Here is a 14,851-nt window from a genome sequence, read left to right on the forward strand (position 1 = left end):
ATTCCGCGGCGCCGCGTTGTCGTACCCGCATGGAACTTTTGCTGAAGACCATCGCGGACCGCGTCGAGATCGAGGCCCTGCGCGGCGAGTTCACCGACGCGGCGATGATGCGCGACCGGCCCCGGCTGGCGTCGCTGTTCACCCCGGACGGCGCCCTGCGCATGCCGAACATCCCGGCCGAGTTCGTCGGCCGCGAGCAGATCCGGGCCGGCGGCGAACAACTGCAGAGCCAGTGGGACTTCTTCGTGCAGACCACCCACCCCGGCACCATCGTGCTCGACGGCGACACCGCGACCGGCCGCGCCTACCTGCAGGAAATCGCGCGCACCCGGGACGGGCGCCAGGGCCTGAACTACGCCATCTACCACGACCGCTACCAGCGCACCGAGGAAGGCTGGCGGTTCGCCGAGCGGGTGTACGAGGTGCGCTATCTCGACACCACCCCGCTGGCCGGCACGGCACCGGGGAACCGCCTGGAGCGGGTGGCCGCCGCGCTGCGGGCCAACGGCTTCGCCGCCGAGATCCTCGATGACGCCGCGGCCGCCCGCACCCGCGTCCGGGAGCTGATCCCGGCGGGCGCGAGCGTGTTCACCGGGGCCAGCGAGACCCTCCGGCTGTCCGGGATAGACGAGGACATCAACACCGGCGACCGGTACGACGCCATCCGTCCCCGCGTCCTGGCCATCGACCGGGCCACCGGCGCCGACGAGATCCGGCGGCTGACCGCCGGCCCCGACTACGTGGTCAACAGCGTCGCCGCGGTCACCGAGACCGGCTCACTGGTGCTGGCCTCGGGCAGCGGCAGCCAGCTCCCGGCCAACGCGGGCGGCGCGGCCCACGCGCTCTGGGTAGTCGGCGCGCAGAAGGTGGTGCCGGACCTGACTGCGGCACTGCGCCGCGTCGAGGAGCACGCGCTCCCGCTGGAGAGCGCCCGCGCCCAGGCGGTGTACGGGATGCCCAGCGCCATCAACCGCCTGCTCGTCCTCAACGCGGAGCCCCGCCCGGGCCGCGGCACGGTCCTGCTCCTGCGGGAGGACATCGGCTACTGAGCCAGGCGGATGCGGACCCGGCGGTTCTGGCGCCCCTTGCTCTCCACCTTGACCACCTCGACCCGGCCGACCTGGGCGGTGGAGGCCACGTGGGTGCCGCCGTCGGCCTGCACGTCCAGGCCGACGATGTCGATCACCCGGATCTCCGGCTGTTCGAGCGGCGGCAGGGCGTCCTGGGTGCGCACCAGCGTCGGGATCAGCAGGGCCTCCTCGCGCGGCAGGACCCGGGCCACGATCTTGCGGTCGGCGGCGATCTCGGCGTTCACCGCGTCCTCGAGGGCCTGCTTGAAGCCGGGCGGCACCTCGGGCAGGTTGAAGTCCATCCGGGCCTCGCCGGGCTGCATGTTGCCGCCGGTGACCAGGGCACCGAAATCACGGAACACCGTGCCGCAGAGAATGTGCAGGCCGGAGTGGGTGCGCATGAGCGAGCTGCGGCGCTCGTCGTCGATCGCGCCGCGCACCGAGGTGCCCACCGGCGGGATCGGGTCACCCGGCGCCGGGATGAGGTGGAAGTCGTCGCCCTTGCGGGTGTCGACGATCCGGGTCTGCACCCCCTGCCAGAGCAGCACACCGTGGTCGGGCGGCTGGCCACCGCCGCCGGGATAGAAGGCGGACCGGTCGAGCACGATGCCCGCCTCCGGGTCGCCCGCGTCGGACCACAACACCGTGCAGTCCCACTCCCGCAGAGTCGGATCACTCCAGTCGAGGCGTTCACTCATGAGCGAACTCTAAACAGGGCGTCGGCGAAGCGTTGCCACTGGCGCCACATGTCGATCGTCGGGTCGCGGAGCCAGTTGAGCTGGATGCCGTCCATGAAGGAGTAGACCTCTACGGCCAGTTCGTGGTCGCCCAGCATGTCGCCGAGGAGGGTGGTGCCGGTGCGCAGGCGCTCGGCGAAGTAGGCGTGCGCCGGGTGCGCCGGGTCCAGGGCCTCGGCCGCCAGCACCGTGTAGAGGCGGACGATCTCGGGCTGGGCCAGGTTGCGGCGCACGATGCTGTCCAGGACGTGCCGCACGTTCAGCTCCGGGTCGAGCGACTGGTTGTCGCGCTCGTCGCGCAGGGCCAGCACGTCCAGCAGCAGCTGCTCCTTGGAGCCGACGTGGTGCAGGACGCCGGCCCTGGTCAGGCCGGTCGCCTCGGCCAAGGCCTTGATCGAGAAACGGTGGTAACCGATCCGGGCGATCAGCGTGGTCGCCTCGTCGACGAGCTGGCGGCGGCGCACGTCGGCGGTCAGGCGGACACGCTTGCCGTTCGTCACCGCCCGATCGTAGACTGCACGCTACCTACACCAGTGTCAGTAAGGGAGCGGCGATGACTGCCTTCGACGAATCCGTGGCCCGGCTGCGGGCCGGCCACGAGCTCGACGCCGAGACCGACGCGCTGCTCGCCGAGCTCACCCTCGACGAGAAGCTGTGGCTGCTCGACGGCGATGATGAGTTCTGGCCGGGCATGGCCGAGATGGCGGCCGGTTACAACCTGCGGCCGATCGTGATGGGCGCGGTCGACCGGCTCGGCCTGCCCGGCCTGCGGTTCAGCGACGGTCCGCGCGGCGTCGTGATGGGTGCCTCGACCGCGTTCCCGGTCTCGATGGCCCGCGGCGCCACCTGGGATCTCGGGCTGGAGGAGCGGGTCGGCCTGGCGATCGGCCGGGAGCTGCGCGCCCAGGGCGCGAACTTCTTCGGCGGCGTCTGCATCAATCTGCCGCGGCACCCGGCCTGGGGCCGGATCCAGGAGACGTACGGTGAGGACCCGCTCCTGCTCGGCGAGTTCGGCGCCGCCCTGGTCCGCGGTGTGCAGCGCAACGCGATGGCGGTGGCCAAGCACTACGCGCTCAACAGCATGGAAAACGCTCGCTTCCAGGTCGACGTCACCGCCGACGAGGCGACCCTGCACGAGGTGTTCCTGCCGCACTTCCGCCGGGTCGTCGAGGAGGGCGTCGACGGCATCATGACCGCTTACAACTCGGTCAACGGCGAGTGGGCCGGGCAGAACGAGGAGCTGATGGAGGGCATCCTGCGCCGCCGCTGGGGCTTCGCCGGCGTCACCGTCTCCGACTTCATCTTCGGCCTGCGCGACGCGGCCGGTTCGCTGCGCGCCGGCCTCGACGTGGAGGAGCCGTTCCGCCAGCAGCGGGCCCAGCACCTGCCCGGCGCCGTCGAGGAGGAGTTCGTCGACCGAGCCGCCCGGCGCATCCTGCGCACCCAGTTGGCCTATCACGCCCGCGATCTGGAGCCCGCGCCGTCGCCGGACGTGGTTTTCGGCGCCGACCACCGGGCCCTGGCCCGCGAGGTGGCCCGGCGATCGATGGTGCTGCTCAAGAACGACGGCGTGCTGCCGCTCGACGAATCGGCCATCACCAGCGTCGCGGTGCTCGGCCGCCTGGCGGCGACCGCGAACACCGGCGACCACGGTTCGTCCGACGTGCGCTCGCCGGCGGTGGTGACGGCTCTGGAGGGACTGACGGCCGCACTTCCGGGCGTACGGGTGACCGATGACCCGCAAGGAGCCGACGTCGCCATTGTGGTGGTCGGCTACACCGCCGCCGACGAAGGCGAGTACCTGGGCGCCGACAGCATGGCCGACCCGGCGTTGCAGGCCCTGTTCCCGCCGCTGCCGGAGGGTTCGGCCGGGTTCGACCTGTCGCAGGCGGCCGCCACCATGGGCAGCGCGGACGGCGGCGACCGGGCGAGCCTGCGGCTGAAACCGGACGACGTCGAGCTGATCCGGGCCACCGCCGCCGTCAACCCGCGCACCGTCGTGGTGATCGTGACGGCCGGCGCGGTGATCACCGAGGAGTGGCGCGACGAGGTGCCGGCCGTGCTGATCGGGTGGTACGGCGGTTCCGAGGGCGGGCATGCCCTCGCCGACGTCCTGCTCGGCCGGGTCGACGCGGCCGGCCGGCTGCCCTACTCGCTTCCGGCGAGCGAGGAGCACCTGCCGTTCTTCGACCGCACCGCGACCAGCATCACCTACGACCGCTGGTTCGGGCAGCGGCTCCTCGACCGCGACGGCGTTCCGGCGGCGTTCCCGCTCGGGTTCGGCCTGTCCTACACCAGTTTCGGCATCGACGGGCTGTCGGTGTCGGGGGTCGACGGCGAGCAGTTCACGGCGACGACCGCCGTCACCAATACCGGTGACCGGGCCGGCCGGCACGTCGTGCAGCTCTACGGCGTGGTCGAGGCCGACGACTTCCCGCGCCGGGTGCTGCTCGGTTTCGCCCCGGTCGAGCTGGCCGCGGGGGAGAAGGCCGAGGTCACGGTCACCGGCTCGACCAGGCCACTGCAGCGGTGGACGGCGGGCGGGTTCGTGCCCGCCGCCACCGAGGTCGTCGTCGAGGCCGCCGCGTTCTCCGGTGACCCCGGCGCCGCGACCGGCGGACTACGCCTGCGCGAGTAACTCCCGCACCCGGGGGAGGACCCGGGTGCCGTACAGCTCGATGGCCTTCATCATCGCCTCGTGCGGGAGCGTCCCGGCCGAGTACTTCAGGTCGAAGCGCTGGACGCCCAGCTCCTTGATGGTGTTGGCGATCTTCTGGGCGACCGTCTCGGGGGAGCCGGCGTGCCAGGCGCCCTCGTCGATGTCGGCCTGGAAGCGGTCGCGGGCCAGCGGCGGCCAGCCGCGCTCGCGGCCGATCCGGTTCATCATCACCCGCACGTGCGGCCAGAGCAGGTCGGCCGCCTCCTTGTCGGTGTCCGCGACGAAGCCGGGGCAGTGCACGGCGACCGGCAGGTCCTCGGGCTTGCCCAGCTCCTTCAGGGCGCGGCGGTACAGGTCGACGTACGGCCCGAAGCGGGCCGGTGCGCCGCCGATGATCGCCAGGACCAGGGGGAATCCGTACGATGCGGCGCGGACGACCGACTCGGGGCTGCCGCCGACGCCGATCCAGGTGGGGATGCGGCCCTTCTCGGTCTTGGGGTAGACCTGCTGGTTCTTCAGGCCGGGGCGGACCGTGCCGGCCCAGGTCACCGGGCCCTCCTCGAGGAGCGCGGCCATCAGCTCGGCCTTCTCCTCGAACAGCTTGTCGTAGTCGGCCAGGTCGAAGCCGAACAGCGGGAACGACTCGGTGAACGAGCCCCGGCCCAGGGTGATCTCGGCGCGGCCGTTCGAGACGGCGTCGAGGGTGGCGAACCGCTCGTACACCCGCACCGGGTCGTCCGAGCTGAGCACGGTGACCGCGGTGCCGAGGGTGATCTTCTCGGTGCGCGCCGCGATCGCGGCCAGGACGATCTCCGGGGACGACACCGCGAAGTCGTCGCGGTGGTGCTCGCCGACACTGAACGCGTCGATCCCCACCTGCTCGGCCAGGACCGCCTGGTCGACCACGTTGCGGATCACCTGTGCGTAGGGGAGGGGCTTGCCGTCGCTGCCGGCGGTGACGTCGCCGAACGTATCCAGACCGAATTTCACAAGATCAGGTTACCGGCGCCCTTTCAGGCGCCTTCCCATCTCCCGCTGAATCTCCTTCTGGGCGTCCCGCGCGGCCAGGACCTGCCGTTTATCGTACGATTTGAGGCCTCGGGCCATACCGATCTCGACCTTGGCCCAGCCGTTGTTGAAGTACATCGACAGCGGCACCAGGGTCAGGCCGTTCCCGTCGCGCAGCTGGCTCAGGATCTTCGCGATCTCGACCCGGTGCAGCAGCAGCTTGCGGGTGCGGCGCGGGACGTGGTTGGTCCAGCTGCCGTAGCCGTACTCGGCGATGTGCAGCCCGTACAGCATGATTTCGCCCTCATGCTCCTGCGCGAACGCGTCGACCAGCGACGCGCGCCCCTCCCGCAGGGACTTCACCTCGGTGCCGGCCAGCACCAGACCCGCCTCGTAGGTCTTGAGGATCTCGTAGTCGTGCCGCGCCTTCTTGTTCGACGCGATCAGCTTCCGGCCGGTCTCTTTCGCCACGTTCCGAGGTTACGGGACGGGGCGGCGCATCGAGTACGTGACGCTGGACAGCCGGTGCGGCTCGTTGTGCACGTGGATGGCGGCCCGGTCGTACGCCTGCCAGCCGGCCGCGCCCGCCCGGTTGAGATGGCGGAGGTCGTCGAAACGCTCATCGGTGCCCCAGCGCAGCACCCCGCCGGGGTGGTGGAAGGTGGCCGTCCAGTCCATGAACCGGTCGGCGCCGAGCGTGCCGGCCGCGCGGTACTCCAGCCGCGCAAATTCCCAATTGGTCACCCTTTCGATTATGCCGTCACTCCCCGGGACGCGCTGTCCGGACCCGGTCAGCACAGTGGACCCTGAGAGAACCCTGAGCTGTCGGGTTTCAGGGTTGGGTTACGTAACGCGAGCGGCATACCCTTCGCCCGTCAAAGGCTCAGGTCTTCGGGGGGAGACGGCATGGCTTCGGGTGGGGTAGCACGACTGGTGTGCGGGCGATGGTCCAAGTGGATCGTCCTCGCCCTCTGGATCGTCGTGGTGGCGCTGGCGGCACCCCTGGCGGGGAAGCTGACCGACGTCGAGAAGAACGACAACTCCGCCTGGCTGCCCGCCGGCGCGGAGGCGACACAGGTCGCCGACCTGCAGAAACAATTCCAGCCGGACGACATCGCGCCGGCCCTCATCGTCTACGAGCGCACCGGCGGCATCACCGCGGCCGACACGGCCAAGGCCACCGCCGACGCCAAGGCGTTCGCCTCGGTGGCCGGCGTCACCGGCCAGGTGACCGGGCCGATCCCGGCCGAGGACAAGGCCGCGCTGTCCACGATCGTCCCGGTGAAGGTCGACGCGGACGGCTGGGAGCAGATCGCCACCATTGTCGACAACCTCAAGGCGATCAGCGGTTCGGGCGAGAACGGCCTGGCGGTCTACCTGACCGGCCCGGCCGGTAACGCGGCCGACTCGGCGTCGGCGTTCGAGGGCATCGACGGCACGCTGCTCTACACGACGCTGATAGTGGTGGCGATCATCCTGCTCATCACCTACCGCAGCCCGGTGCTGTGGCTGTTCCCGATCATCTCGGCCGGGGTGGCGCTGGTCGGCGCGCAGGCCGTCATCTATCTGCTCGCCAAGCACGGCGGGCTGGTGGTCAACGCGCAGAGCGCCGGCATCCTCACCGTGCTGGTGTTCGGCGCCGGCACCGACTACGCCCTGCTGCTCGTCGCCCGCTACCGCGAGGAGCTGCGCAAACACGAGGACCGGCACGAGGCGATGCAGCTCGCCCTGCACCGGGCCGGCCCGGCGATCATCGCGAGCGCCGCCACCGTGGCGGTCGGCATGTCCTGCCTCACCCTCGCCGACCTCAACTCGACCAGCGGCCTCGGCCCGGTCGCGGCCCTCGGCATCGTGGTCGGGCTGGCCGCCATGGTCACCCTGCTGCCGGCCATGCTGGTGATCTGCGGCCGGTGGCTGTTCTGGCCGGCCAAGCCGAAGTTCGGCACGGCCGAACCGACCGCCACCGGTCTGTGGGCGCGGCTCGGCGGGCGGATCGCCAAGCGGCCGCGCACCGTCTGGATCGGCACCGCCCTCGCGCTCGGCGTGATGGCGCTCGGCCTGTTCCAGCTGCGGGCCGACGGGTTGTCCACGGCCGACAGTTTCACCACCGAGCAGCCGTCGGTGGCCGGCGAGCAGGCGCTCGCCCGGCACTTCCCGGCCGGCGGTGGCCAGCCGGTCACCGTCATCGCCCAGGCCGGCCAGGCCGATCAGGTGCGGACGGCGTTCGCCGGGGTGCGGGGCATCAGCGCGGTGGCCGACCCGGTCGCCAAGGACGGCCTGGTGCAGCTGGACGGCACGCTCACCGACGCGCCGGACTCGACCGCCGCGCAGGAGACGGTCGGCCGGGTGCGCGACGCCGTGCACGCGGTGCCGGGCGCGGAGGCCAAGGTCGGCGGGCAGACCGCGATGATCGTCGACATCAACACGGCGAACCGGCACGACAACCGGCTGATCATCCCGCTCGTGCTGCTGGTCGTGCTGGTCATTCTCGCTTTGCTGCTGCGGGCGATCGTGGCACCGCTGATCCTGATGGGCACCGTGGTGCTGTCGTTCGGGGCGGCGCTCGGGGTCAGCGCGCTGGTCTTCCGGCACGTGTTCGGCTGGGAGGGCGAGGACACGGCGTTCCCGCTGTTCGTCTTCGTGTTCCTGGTCGCGCTGGGGATCGACTACAACATCTTCCTGATGACCCGGGTGCGGGAGGAAGCCCGCACCCACGGCACGCGGCGCGGCGCCCTGATCGGCCTCGGCGCCACCGGCGGCGTGATCACCTCGGCCGGCATCGTGCTGGCCGGCACGTTCGCGGCTCTCGGCAGCCTGCCGCTGGTCGCGTTCGCCGAGATCGGGTTCGCGGTCGCGTTCGGCGTCCTGCTCGACACGCTGATCGTCCGCTCGGTGCTGGTCACCGCGCTCAACCTGGACGTCGGGCGGCACATGTGGTGGCCCAGCAAGCTCGGCCACGTGCCGGACGAGCCGGCGAAGACGGAAGCCCCGTTGTCACCGTCCGAACCCGAGCTCACGCACTGAGTGCCCGCCGTGCAGGGTCGCCGGTACGCGACCCTGCACGGCGGCGCGGGGTCACTTGACGGCGAGTTCGCCCAGTTCCGACCAGTCGTCCTGGTCGATCGACTGACTGACGATCTTCGGGGTCGCCACCAGGTACTGCGGGAGGTCCAGCTGAGCCTGCTTGAAGTGCGCCGACCCGACGTGCGCGCCGCCCGCCTCCCCGTCGCGGAATGCCTCTACCAGCACGTACTCCTGGGGGTTGTCCAGGCTGCGCGACCAGTCGAACCAGAGGCACCCGGGCTCGCCGCGCGTAGCGCGGGTGAACGGCCCGGAGATCTCCGGCCACGCCTCGGCGTGTTCCGGCTTGACCAGGAACTTCGCGGTAATGAAGATCATTACTGGCTATCCTTTCGTGCGATCGGGTGGCAGGAGCCGGGTTGCCGAGTCCAGGAAGCCGGCGACCAGCGGTTCGTCGTCGTCCGTGATTCGGGTGGCGACGACCACCCGGCAGGGCTCGATGCCGTCGACCGGGACGGTGACCAGGTCGTCCCGTAACGACACCCGGCGGTCGTCGGCCGGGATCAGCGCGACGGCCCGCCCGTCGGCGACCGCCTCCAGCTTGTCCTCGAACGTCTCCACCAGCGTCGGGCCGAGCGGCGCCGGCCGGCCGTCCGGCCGGGGGTCGAGCCGCCAGAAGTCGGTCCACAGCGAAGCCAGGCCGGCGCAGGCCACCAAGGGTTCGCCGGCGAAATCGCGGGGCCGGACCGCTTCCTTGCCGGCGAGCGGGTGCGTCGCGGGCACCAGGAGCGCCCGCGGCTCGGTGTAGAGGTCGGTCAGCCGCAGGCCGTCGGCCGGGATCGGCAGGGGAGTGCGCAGCACGAGCGCGTCCACCCGGCGGTCCGGCAGGGCGGCGGCCTCGTTCCAGTCCAGGTGCCGGGTGCGCACGTGGGCGTCCGGGCGGCGACGGCGCAGGTCCCGCACCGCCGGGGTGATTACCAGGTCCTCGACGTACCCGATGGTGATCGTCCGGGGCGGCGCCGCGGCCCGGGCGGTGCGCACCGCCTCGCCCGCGCCGTGCAGCAGACGCTGCGCCTGCGGGAGGAAGGCGGCACCGGCGGCGGTGAGCCGGCTGCCCTGGGTGGTGCGGTCGAGCAGGCGCACGCCGAGCGAGTCTTCCAGGCGCTGGATCTGGCGGCTCAGCGACGGCTGGGCGACGTGCAGGTCGGCCGCCGCCTTCGCGAAGTTCAGGTGGTGGGCGACGACGGTGAAGTAGCGGACCAGCCGCAGGTCCAGGTCGGGCACGTGCCGATCGTACTCGTTATGCGTTTTCGGCATGACGGGGTGCGAAACGGGTCTTGGACGCCCGCCCGGAACCGCAGTTGACTCAGTCTCGCCGGCCGGCATCCCGCGCAGTTCCCCGCAGTTCCGTCATGAGGAGTCGTCCCATCATGGGCAGGTACGAGAACAAGAAGATCGTGATCACCGGCGGCAGCAGCGGTTTCGGCCTGGTCGCCGCGCACCTGCTGGTCGACCAAGGGGCCCGGGTCCTGATCACCGGCCGAGACCGGACGGCCCTCGACGCCGCCGGCGAGCGGCTCGGCGGCAACGCCGTCGTGCTGCGCAGCGACGCCGCGTCGCTGCCCGACATCGATGCGCTCGCCGACCGGGTCAAGGCCGAGTTCGGTACGGCCGACGCGCTGCTGGCCAACGCCGGGGTCAACGGTTTCGCACCGTTCGAAGCGACCAGCCCGGAGCTTTTCGACGAGCTGTTGACGATCAATGCGAAGGGCCCGTACTTCACGGTGCAGAAGCTGGCCCCGCTGCTGGCGCCGGGCAGCGGCATCGTCCTCACCACGTCGGTGGCGAACGTGCTGGGCCTGCCGATGCTCAGCGCCTACGCGGCCGGCAAGGCGGCGGTCCGTTCGATGACCCGCAGCCTGGCCCGTGAGCTGCTGCCGCGCGGCATCCGGGTCAACGCGGTCAGCCCCGGTCCGATCGACTCCGGCATCCTGGAGAAGTCGATGCACGCCGAGGCGGCGGGCCAGTTGAAGGGTCAGATGGCCGCCGACAACCCGATGTCCCGCCTCGGCCGGCCGGTGGAGGTCGCGACGGCGATGCTGTTCCTGGCCTTCGACGCCACCTACACGACCGGTGCCGAGCTCGCCGTGGACGGCGGCGGCTCCCAGATCTGACCGCGGGTGGCCAGGCCGAAGAAGTCTCGGATCAGGTCGGCGGTGTTCACGTCCTGGTTGGTCCGGCCCATGACGGCGGGCGTCCGGCGTGGTCCGGGGATGGTATGGCCGCCGCCGTGCACCGTGTAGAGCGCCACCGGTGGCCTGCCCTCCTGCCGGTACTCGGTCAGCTCGACCGATGTTCCGTTCGCACCGCCGGGCAGCTTCGTGGTGGCCGGGGCGGCGGTGATGTCGTTGCGGGCGGCGAAGTAGGCCGCGGTCTCCGGCGCCGAGAGGCTGCGGCCGCCTATCTTGAACACGGACCGCGCCCACCAGGCCAGTTCGCCGCCCTGGTAACTGATGATCGGGTCCTTCGTACCGTGGATCAGCAGCATGGGCATCGGGGCCGGCGGCGCGCCGGCCAGCAGGAAGTTGTCCGGCGCCGGCATCGTCGCGGCGATCATCGTCGCGCCCGCGATCAGCTCGGGGACCTCGTGCGCCAGGCGCATCGCCATCTGGCCGCCGTTGGAGTAGCCGATCACGAACACCCGGGCCGGGTCGATGCGGTGGGTCCGCACCAGCTGGTCGATCACCGCCCGGGTGAAGCCGACGTCGTCGATGTCGTCCCGCCGGGCCGGGAACGCGCTGGCCCGGCGCGCGTCGTTCCAGTTGCCCCGGTAGCCGTCGAGGTAGGCGACCACGCCGCCGAGGGCGTCGAACATCCCGCCGGTGAAGGCCCGGTGCTTCGCCGCCGTCTGCCTGGAGCCGTGGAAGATCAGGATCAGGTCCCGGCCGGCCTCGCCGTCGGCCGGCCCCACGACGGTGAAGCTTCGTGTCCTGCCGCCGACCTCGATGCTGTCGCGCATGTCGTCACTCCCAATAAGCGGATTACCTATCCGGTTCAACGTAACACAATCGGATGGGCTATCCGGTTATCCTGGTGACCATGACCACGGCACCGCTGCGCAAGGACGCCGCCCGCAACTGGCACCGGATCGTCGAGGTCGGCCGGCGGCTGGTCGACGAGGGGACGGCGATCCAGCTCAACGACGTCGCCCGGGCCGCCGAGGTGGGGGTGGCCACCGTCTACCGGCACTTCCCGACGCCGGAGGCGCTGCTCGAGACGGTGGCCACGCCGGGGCTCGAAGCGCTGACCGCGCACGCCGAGCGGGCTCTGTCCGGCGGTGACCCGTGGGCCGAGCTGCGGGATTTCCTGCTGGCGGCCGTCGACGCCCAGGTCTCCGATCCGGCGCTGCCGCCGGTGTTCGCCGCGCCGGTGGACGCGCTGCCGCGCACCACCGAGTTGAAGCGGGGACTCACCGAGATGTTCGGGCGGCTGCTCGACCGCGCGCACGCCGCGGGCGTGGCCGACCCGGCGGTGACCAAGGCCGACATGCTGCCGCTGATGTGCGGCGTGATGTTCGCGGCGAACGTGCACCCGGCGGGCGGGGACCGGGCCTTGACCGCCCGCCGCTATCTGACCGTCCTGCTGGAGGGCCTGCGGGTTCGGTAGGCGCCGGTCTCCGCCGGGTTCAGTCGTCCCAGGTGGTGCTGGCGACGACGTTGTCCCAGTTGGTGCCGGCGAACGTGTCGTTACCGGCGGCGAACAGCAGTGCGACAGCCACGGCTGCTACGGCGAGCGTCACGATCAGGGCCACCATCCGGTGGCGCAGGACGGCGGGCATGACTAGTTGTCCCACGAGGTGCTGGCCAGGACGTTGTCCCAGTGGGTGCCGGCCACGGCGTCGTGGCCCGTGGCGAGGTAGAGCGCCACGATGACGGTGGCGACGGCGAGCGTAACGATCAGGGCCACCACGCGGCGGCTCAGGATTGTGGTCACGGTTGCTCCTCTCATCGACCTGCGGCAGTGCGATGAGTCGACGGTAGACCGTCGGCGGCCCGCGCGTGGTCCCTCAGGCGACCGACGGCAGCGGCGCGGTGACCGCGTTCCACTCGGGGGACCTGACGATCATGCGGCTGATCTCGGCGGCGTCCACCGGGCGGGTGAACAGGTAGCCCTGGGCCGCGTCGCAGCCCAGCTCGCGGAGCAACTCCAGGGTCGGCTCGTCCTCGACGCCCTCGGCGATGGCGCGCAGCCGCAGGGCGTGCGCCAGGGCGATCATCGCGCGCACCACGCCCTCGCGGGCCGGGTCGCCGTTGATGCCGGCCACGAAGCTGCGGTCGATCTTCAGGGCGTCCCAGTGGCGGTCGGCCAGGCGGGACACCGAGGAGTAACCGGTGCCGAAGTCGTCGACGGCCACCGCGACACCGTGCCGGCGCAGCTCGGCCAGGGTGCCGGTCATCACCGTGTCGTCGACCAGGGCGGTCTCGGTGACCTCCAGGATCAGGGCCGACGGCGGGGCGCCGTGCGCCTCGAGGGCGGCCAGCACGACCTGGATCAGGCGGCTGTTGGTGAGCTGGCGGGGGGACACGTTCACGGCGACCGTGGGGCGCCAGCCGAACTCGGCCAGCCAGCCGTCCTGCGCGGTCAGCACCTGGTCGAGGACCTGCTCGAACAGGATGCCGACCAGGCCGACCGCCTCGGCGTGCGGCACGAACTCGTCGGGGGAGAGCAGGCCGCGGGTCGGGTGCTGCCAGCGGACCAGGGCCTCCAGGGCGTACAGGGAACCGCCGGTGAGGTCGATCTCCGGGTGGTAGACGCAGACCAGTTCGTCGTTGGCGAGGGCGTGCCGCAGCTCGGCGTCCAGGCGCAGGCGGGCGCTCGCCTCCGCGGCGTACCGGTCGTCGAATCTCTCGGCGCGGCCGCGGCCGCCGCTCTTGGCCCGGTACATCGCCGCGTCCGCCTCGTTCAGCAGGACGGACGGGTCGGCCCGGTAGTCGTCGGTGGTGCGCACGCCGACCGAGACCGAGGGGTACACCTCGGTGCCGTCGATCATGATCGGCTCGGTGAACGTGGTGACGAGTCGCTGGGCGACCAGGTCGGTGGCCTCGTCGGTGGCGTCCGGCATCAGGATGACGAACTCGTCGCCGCCGAGGCGGGCCACGACGTCCCGGTCGTCGCGGACCGACGCCACGATCCGGTCGGCGATGGTGATGAGCATCCGGTCGCCGGCCGCGTGGCCGAGGCTGTCGTTGACGTCCTTGAACCGGTCCAGGTCGCAGAAGAGCAGGGCGACCTTGCTGCTCCCGTCGGCCGGCAGCTCGGCCAGCGCGAAGGTGAGCCGGCGGACCAGTTCGGTGCGGTTCGGCAGGCCGGTCAGGCCGTCCCGGGTGGCGCGCCGGCCCATGTCGCTCAGTGGGCGGCGGATCCGGGCGGCGGCCAGGAAACCCGAGACCAGCACGGCGAACGAGACCAGGCGGTGCGGGCCGTGGGTGGTGAAGGCGGCGTACGCGTCCAGGGCCAGCACGCCGGCGATGACAATCAGGTAGCGGCGCACGCTGAGGATGTTGGTGGAGACGTGCAGCGGCACGTTGAGCTGGGGCATCTGCGGGTGCAGGGCGGCCGCGCCGAGCAGCAGCGGCATCAGCATCCAGCCCAGGTCCATCCAGCCGCCGGCGTTGTAGGTGCCGTTCAGGCTGGCCGTCGCGTAGTAGGCGTCCGGGATGAACCAGGCCACCATGCCGGCCACCAGCAGCCGGGCCGGCCACTTGCGCATCTCCATGGACAGGCCGGCGCGCAGGGCGCCGAACAGCACGATCAGGGTGCCGACCGGGGTCACGACGGCGACCAGGACGGCGAGCGCGTTGCTGCCGTCCTGGTCGCGCAGGGTCGGGCTGATGATGTGGATCCAGTACTGCAGGGCCAGCGGCACGGTCAGGACGCCGGCCTCGAGCATGCTGTCCCGGCCGGCGTGATGACTGAGCCGCACCACCGAGGCGGCGGCCAGCAGGTGCGCGGCGATGTAGAGGATGTCGGCGACCGACGGGAACGGTGCCGCCGCGTTGAACAGGTCGTACCCGGCGAAGATGATGTCACCCGCCGCCGACAGCGACAGCGCGACGGCCAGCATCCACCAGGCCGAACGGTTGCGGGGCCGGTTCCGGCGCACGCCGATGACGGCGGCCACCGCACCGCTGCTGTTGACCGCCGGGAAGAGCCAGTTGGTGAACTGGTTCTGCGGCAGCACGATGTACGCGGCGGCGACGGCCGTCCCGGCGAGCAGGAACCATAGCCACGCCCGGCTGGGCCGTGACACGGTGCTCGGGGCACCTGATGATGCGGGCATGAGGGATCTCCAGTCC

At 71.4% G+C, this 14,851-nt stretch carries 16 protein-coding genes; 5 read left to right on the forward strand and 11 right to left on the reverse strand.

Annotation, left to right across the window (positions count from 1 at the left end; translation table 11 throughout):
* The first annotated feature begins 29 nt into the window (after positions 1 to 29).
* Positions 30 to 1,049 (forward strand): nuclear transport factor 2 family protein, encoded by a 1,020-nt coding sequence (locus Ato02nite_RS35655; protein ID WP_213011089.1) that lies wholly within the window; start codon positions 30 to 32, stop codon positions 1,047 to 1,049.
* Here Ato02nite_RS35655 and Ato02nite_RS35660 read toward each other — a convergent pair.
* A complete protein-coding gene (locus Ato02nite_RS35660) occupies positions 1,043 to 1,768 on the reverse strand; it encodes an alanyl-tRNA editing protein (RefSeq protein WP_213011090.1) in 726 nt (241 codons plus the stop codon). The two genes, Ato02nite_RS35655 and Ato02nite_RS35660, sit on opposite strands and share 7 nt — an antisense overlap.
* Positions 1,765 to 2,307, reverse strand: a complete 543-nt coding sequence (locus Ato02nite_RS35665; RefSeq protein WP_213011091.1) for a TetR/AcrR family transcriptional regulator — start codon at positions 2,305 to 2,307, stop codon at positions 1,765 to 1,767. Before Ato02nite_RS35665 ends, Ato02nite_RS35660 begins: the two co-directional genes overlap by 4 nt.
* A 53-nt stretch (positions 2,308 to 2,360) precedes the next feature.
* On the opposite strand from Ato02nite_RS35665, the gene Ato02nite_RS35670 reads away from it, so the two are divergent.
* The gene (locus Ato02nite_RS35670) at positions 2,361 to 4,445 is read left to right on the forward strand and encodes a glycoside hydrolase family 3 protein (protein WP_213011092.1); all 2,085 of its coding nucleotides are present in this window, start codon (positions 2,361 to 2,363) and stop codon (positions 4,443 to 4,445) included.
* On the opposite strand, the gene Ato02nite_RS35675 is transcribed toward Ato02nite_RS35670, so the two are convergent.
* The 3 genes from Ato02nite_RS35675 to Ato02nite_RS35685 are packed head-to-tail and all read right to left on the reverse strand — an operon-like array spanning position 4,428 to position 6,218.
* On the reverse strand, positions 4,428 to 5,456 hold the full coding sequence (locus Ato02nite_RS35675; RefSeq protein ID WP_213011093.1) for an LLM class flavin-dependent oxidoreductase: 1,029 nt from the start codon (positions 5,454 to 5,456) through the stop codon (positions 4,428 to 4,430). The genes Ato02nite_RS35670 and Ato02nite_RS35675 overlap by 18 nt on opposite strands.
* Positions 5,457 to 5,465: 9 nt before the next feature.
* Positions 5,466 to 5,945 (reverse strand): SsrA-binding protein SmpB, encoded by a 480-nt coding sequence (smpB, locus tag Ato02nite_RS35680; protein WP_203810185.1) that lies wholly within the window; start codon positions 5,943 to 5,945, stop codon positions 5,466 to 5,468.
* A gap of 9 nt (positions 5,946 to 5,954) precedes the next feature.
* Positions 5,955 to 6,218 carry a hypothetical protein gene (locus Ato02nite_RS35685; protein WP_203810183.1) on the reverse strand — a complete coding sequence of 88 codons (264 nt, stop codon included), beginning with the start codon at positions 6,216 to 6,218 and terminating at the stop codon, positions 5,955 to 5,957.
* 162 nt (positions 6,219 to 6,380) lie between these two features.
* On the opposite strand from Ato02nite_RS35685, the gene Ato02nite_RS35690 reads away from it, so the two are divergent.
* Positions 6,381 to 8,498: an MMPL family transporter gene (locus tag Ato02nite_RS35690; RefSeq protein WP_213011094.1), complete on the forward strand. Its 2,118-nt coding sequence runs from the start codon at positions 6,381 to 6,383 to the stop codon at positions 8,496 to 8,498.
* Between the two features lie 51 nt (positions 8,499 to 8,549).
* Here the strand turns inward: Ato02nite_RS35690 and Ato02nite_RS35695 are convergent, their stop codons facing one another.
* Together Ato02nite_RS35695 and Ato02nite_RS35700 are read right to left on the reverse strand one after the other, a co-directional pair.
* Positions 8,550 to 8,873: a putative quinol monooxygenase gene (locus Ato02nite_RS35695; RefSeq protein ID WP_213011095.1), complete on the reverse strand. Its 324-nt coding sequence runs from the start codon at positions 8,871 to 8,873 to the stop codon at positions 8,550 to 8,552.
* Between the two features lie 6 nt (positions 8,874 to 8,879).
* Positions 8,880 to 9,779 carry a LysR family transcriptional regulator gene (locus Ato02nite_RS35700; RefSeq protein ID WP_246607872.1) on the reverse strand — a complete coding sequence of 300 codons (900 nt, stop codon included), beginning with the start codon at positions 9,777 to 9,779 and terminating at the stop codon, positions 8,880 to 8,882.
* Positions 9,780 to 9,925: 146 nt separating this feature from the next.
* Here Ato02nite_RS35700 and Ato02nite_RS35705 point away from each other — a divergent pair, with 146 nt between their 5' ends.
* The gene (locus Ato02nite_RS35705) at positions 9,926 to 10,669 is read left to right on the forward strand and encodes an SDR family oxidoreductase (protein WP_213011097.1); all 744 of its coding nucleotides are present in this window, start codon (positions 9,926 to 9,928) and stop codon (positions 10,667 to 10,669) included.
* Here Ato02nite_RS35705 and Ato02nite_RS35710 read toward each other — a convergent pair.
* Positions 10,618 to 11,514, reverse strand: a complete 897-nt coding sequence (locus Ato02nite_RS35710) for a CE1 family esterase (protein ID WP_213011098.1) — start codon at positions 11,512 to 11,514, stop codon at positions 10,618 to 10,620. The two genes, Ato02nite_RS35705 and Ato02nite_RS35710, sit on opposite strands and share 52 nt — an antisense overlap.
* An 80-nt stretch (positions 11,515 to 11,594) precedes the next feature.
* On the opposite strand from Ato02nite_RS35710, the gene Ato02nite_RS35715 reads away from it, so the two are divergent.
* Positions 11,595 to 12,161, forward strand: a complete 567-nt coding sequence (locus Ato02nite_RS35715) for a TetR/AcrR family transcriptional regulator (RefSeq protein ID WP_246607873.1) — start codon at positions 11,595 to 11,597, stop codon at positions 12,159 to 12,161.
* A 19-nt stretch (positions 12,162 to 12,180) separates the two neighbouring features.
* On the opposite strand, the gene Ato02nite_RS35720 is transcribed toward Ato02nite_RS35715, so the two are convergent.
* The 3 genes from Ato02nite_RS35720 to Ato02nite_RS35730 form a co-directional block, all read right to left on the reverse strand.
* Positions 12,181 to 12,333: a hypothetical protein gene (locus Ato02nite_RS35720; RefSeq protein ID WP_213011099.1), complete on the reverse strand. Its 153-nt coding sequence runs from the start codon at positions 12,331 to 12,333 to the stop codon at positions 12,181 to 12,183.
* Between the two features lie 2 nt (positions 12,334 to 12,335).
* Entirely contained in the window at positions 12,336 to 12,488 is a 153-nt protein-coding gene (locus Ato02nite_RS35725; RefSeq protein WP_213011100.1) for a hypothetical protein, read from the reverse strand.
* Positions 12,489 to 12,561: 73 nt separating this feature from the next.
* On the reverse strand, positions 12,562 to 14,805 hold the full coding sequence (locus Ato02nite_RS35730; protein ID WP_213011101.1) for a putative bifunctional diguanylate cyclase/phosphodiesterase: 2,244 nt from the start codon (positions 14,803 to 14,805) through the stop codon (positions 12,562 to 12,564).
* Between the last annotated feature and the right edge of the window lie 46 nt (positions 14,806 to 14,851).

Origin of the sequence: Paractinoplanes toevensis (assembly GCF_018332695.1) — a bacterium.
Taxonomy (GTDB): Bacteria; Actinomycetota; Actinomycetes; order Mycobacteriales; family Micromonosporaceae; genus Actinoplanes; species Actinoplanes toevensis.